This is a genomic window from Spirochaeta cellobiosiphila DSM 17781, assembly GCF_000426705.1.
Classification (GTDB): Bacteria; Spirochaetota; Spirochaetia; order DSM-17781; family DSM-17781; genus Spirochaeta_E; species Spirochaeta_E cellobiosiphila.
Genome location: NZ_AUFW01000033.1, coordinates 1 through 3,120 on the forward strand (window position 1 = coordinate 1; position 3,120 = coordinate 3,120).

Annotated in this window: 4 protein-coding genes; 1 reads left to right on the top strand and 3 read right to left on the bottom strand. The window is 35.1% G+C overall.

Annotated elements, in window-relative coordinates:
* Nucleotides 1-21 precede the first annotated feature (21 nt).
* Nucleotides 22-135: a hypothetical protein gene (locus K345_RS23840; RefSeq protein WP_425423286.1), complete on the top strand. Its 114-nt coding sequence runs from the start codon at nucleotides 22-24 to the stop codon at nucleotides 133-135.
* A 387-nt stretch (nucleotides 136-522) separates the two neighbouring features.
* On the opposite strand, the gene K345_RS0106675 is transcribed toward K345_RS23840, so the two are convergent.
* The 3 genes from K345_RS0106675 to K345_RS23095 all read right to left on the bottom strand — a co-directional run.
* On the bottom strand, nucleotides 523-1,971 hold the full coding sequence (locus tag K345_RS0106675; RefSeq protein ID WP_028973506.1) for a YARHG domain-containing protein: 1,449 nt from the start codon (nucleotides 1,969-1,971) through the stop codon (nucleotides 523-525).
* A 211-nt stretch (nucleotides 1,972-2,182) separates the two neighbouring features.
* Complete coding sequence (locus tag K345_RS0106680) at nucleotides 2,183-2,467, bottom strand: hypothetical protein (RefSeq protein WP_028973507.1); 285 nt, start codon at nucleotides 2,465-2,467, stop codon at nucleotides 2,183-2,185.
* Between the two features lie 470 nt (nucleotides 2,468-2,937).
* The coding region (locus K345_RS23095) for a hypothetical protein (protein ID WP_211227841.1) at nucleotides 2,938-3,120 on the bottom strand (183 nt) is incomplete at its 5' end.

Here is a 3,120-nt window from a genome sequence, read left to right on the forward strand (position 1 = left end):
AGGACTTTGCCTTCCAGTATTTTGCTTTCTATACCAGAGGATTTGGAAGCCGGGAATTACAAGGTTGAGGTTCGGACTATGTCTGGATCGGTTTTAAGAAGTGGTTCTTATTATGAAGATGTGACTGTTAGGTAGATATCTGGTAGAACTTGTTAGGTTTACTGTTTTGCCCTCTTGGTTATGACTAAGGGGGCTTTTTTATTTGTCCACTGAGGAATTCAGAATTCGTCAGTTGGTGTTGGAGGAATTTGTCACTTGAGGAATTCTGAATTTGTCAATTGACCTAGGGTGTCATCCTCAGGCTCCTTTGGTGTCATTGTCACTTGACCTTGGGTGTCAAGTTCAGGCTGGTTGGGGGTCAGTGTCAATTGACGAAGGGAGCTATCCTCAGGCTGAATTGGTATCAGTGTCAACTGATATAGGAAGTCACACCAAGATTAGTTCAAATAATTCTACAAATGCGTATACAAGTAACACTTCTTTATTATAGAGACTCTCTAACTTTCTTTCTTTTATTTTGTTTTACTCAATCCCTTGAACCATTTTAATTCGTCGACTCTCTTCTTCAGTAAACTCAGGTGTTTTAGTAGTCGGCTTGTACCAAGCAAAGCTACTATAGAAATCATTCCAATCTTTATTACTAAAGGCATAACCGTTGTAGGCGTAGATTGTGTTAAGGTAATATCGAGCCAGAATGGATCGATGTGTCTCTATCTGTTTAATGTCACGTCGACACACTTCTACATAGAGTTGATCTAGGTAGGATTCAATACTCTCTTCATTCATATCATCATTTATATATTTCACTGAGTTATAGAGTAACTTTTCATCAATGTTCTTATTCTGAATACCAGTAGTAAGTGCTACTTCCTGAGGATAAGATTCTTCCCAATGATACCCGGGAAAGGTGAGTTCATAAAGGTCTCCCTCATCTAATTCCAGTACAAGTTTATACCCCTCTGGACTAAAGAGCATATCCTGAATGACATGTCCTGAGGCAACATCTAAGATCTTCTCAGGCTTCCCCCCTTCTTCTGGAACGAGAAAAAGCATTTCATTGTAACTCGTATGTTCATCATCCGTGTACTGCCTACCAACAAAGGCTATCTTCTTCATGGCTTTAGAGTAGGTCAGGATTTCTTCTATCTTGAATGGGGAATCTTCTGTTAATTCACCTTTAACTCCGTAGGCGCTTAGGTCTAGGGGAAGACGATAGTAGTCGAAGTCACTTTGAGGGGTTGGATTGTCCTCATTATAATCCTCATCGAGAAACGGTTTGCTTTTTACATTTAGAATCATAATTTTACTTGGGAAGGTTTCTCTATCTTTTATTGCTCTTGGAAGAAATGAGCCTTTATAATCATCCCCATAATCCGAGGGACGTCCTGTCATAAAATAAAATGGCTTTAGAAAATCAATGTTTTCTCTTAATACTACAGTAGCCATGAATTTAGATCCATGCATTTCTTTTATGGTATACATTCGACTTACTAGATCATCTGGAAACCCAGAAGGATAATAGATTAAGATTTTATATTTTTCATCAGTATCACTATAATAATGTTCTTTGTTTATATATGCAATTACAGGGACTACAGGTGGATAGAAAGTAAAATGATAATAGGAATCACCTTCAACACCTAACAAAATATATTGATTGGGGAGACTATTTCTTAATACTTCAATATCACCAATAGGATACTGACGAATTCTGATTTTATTTTCATCTTCGAAAAAAATATTCCCATCAAATTCATTTAAATAATATATAGAGAGATTTAAATCTTCTGGATATGGTTCTGTACCTGCATGTCCTTCTGGTGTTATTGCAAATATAGACCCTATAGAATGTATTACCTTGTTTTTTTTAGGGCTTATTGAAATATTCTTATCTGATGATTTTAAAGGACCTTCACTATATGTGAATATTACATTCCAAAAGAGAAGTACCATTAGTATAATATTTTTCATTTTTATTATTTATTCCTCTGAACTATATACTAGTTATATAATACATGATGTCATTTCTAACCAGTCTTTTAAGACATCCGTTTTTCCCCTTCCTTCATTAACTTGATCTCTTGGATACTGGAAAAAAGAAAGTCGCTAGGGCAAGAGAATTAAGCCGAACCAATAGATCAAAAGTTTCTCTATCAAGGACAATCTTCATTAAGGTTAGTACTTATTGATCGACAAATAACAGTACTGTTAAGACAAAAGTAATCCGTCGACTAAGCTTGTTGTTAACTTGTAGTTTAGGCTCATTTAATCGTCGTACCCAGAGAAAATAGGCAAAGGCAAAGAGTCCCATGATGACTAAAGCGATTAATCCGTAGCGCCAATGGGTGCAAAAAGCCATTGCAAAGAAGAATAGTAAAGACAATTTTAAGTCATCCCGACTGAATCTATACAGGAGAAAAGTAGTTATTCCTGCTAGTGTTAGACTGATGAGTCCTTTTAGTAACATGTTTTTATCCTTTTTTTGTATTGTTACAGTAATTTTGTATTTGTTTAATTATATCCCTTTTTATAGGTTTTATATGAGGATTTTGACGATTAATCTAAGCATGTTTGTTATCCTATTCGCAAATTAGAGGACTCTAATACCAATCCCTTCATATCAGCCAAATCTAGTTCTGCTTTTACATGTTCAGGAACCAACAAAGATACTATACCCTCCTAATTCCTGAATACAGGTAGAAGCCCTCCTTCAGGTTCTTTTACAACTATATTATCAATAATACAAAGAGTACTCGGATCTATAGAAAACATAGTATATTGGGAATTCTCATAATCCATTTCTGGTAAATTACCAAAAGGTCTCAATGTAAAATAGTCATAATTCAATATCAATTCTAGTATGAACTCAGGCCTTCTAATTTTAACATTTTTCTAACTATATTATCTTGTACATTTTTATACCTTCCAAGTATTAGCTTATTCCTGAAATAATTTTATTAGCTCCTGCCGATAAGCGCCCTCTTCATCAGTGATATAAGCATAGAATCCACCGAACAATCCACCGGGATTTGCTTCTACAATTATAATATCTGAATCAGTATCAAAATATAAGGTAAGTTTAATACTCTCACCATCTAGCATCTTGTATTCCAATAATGC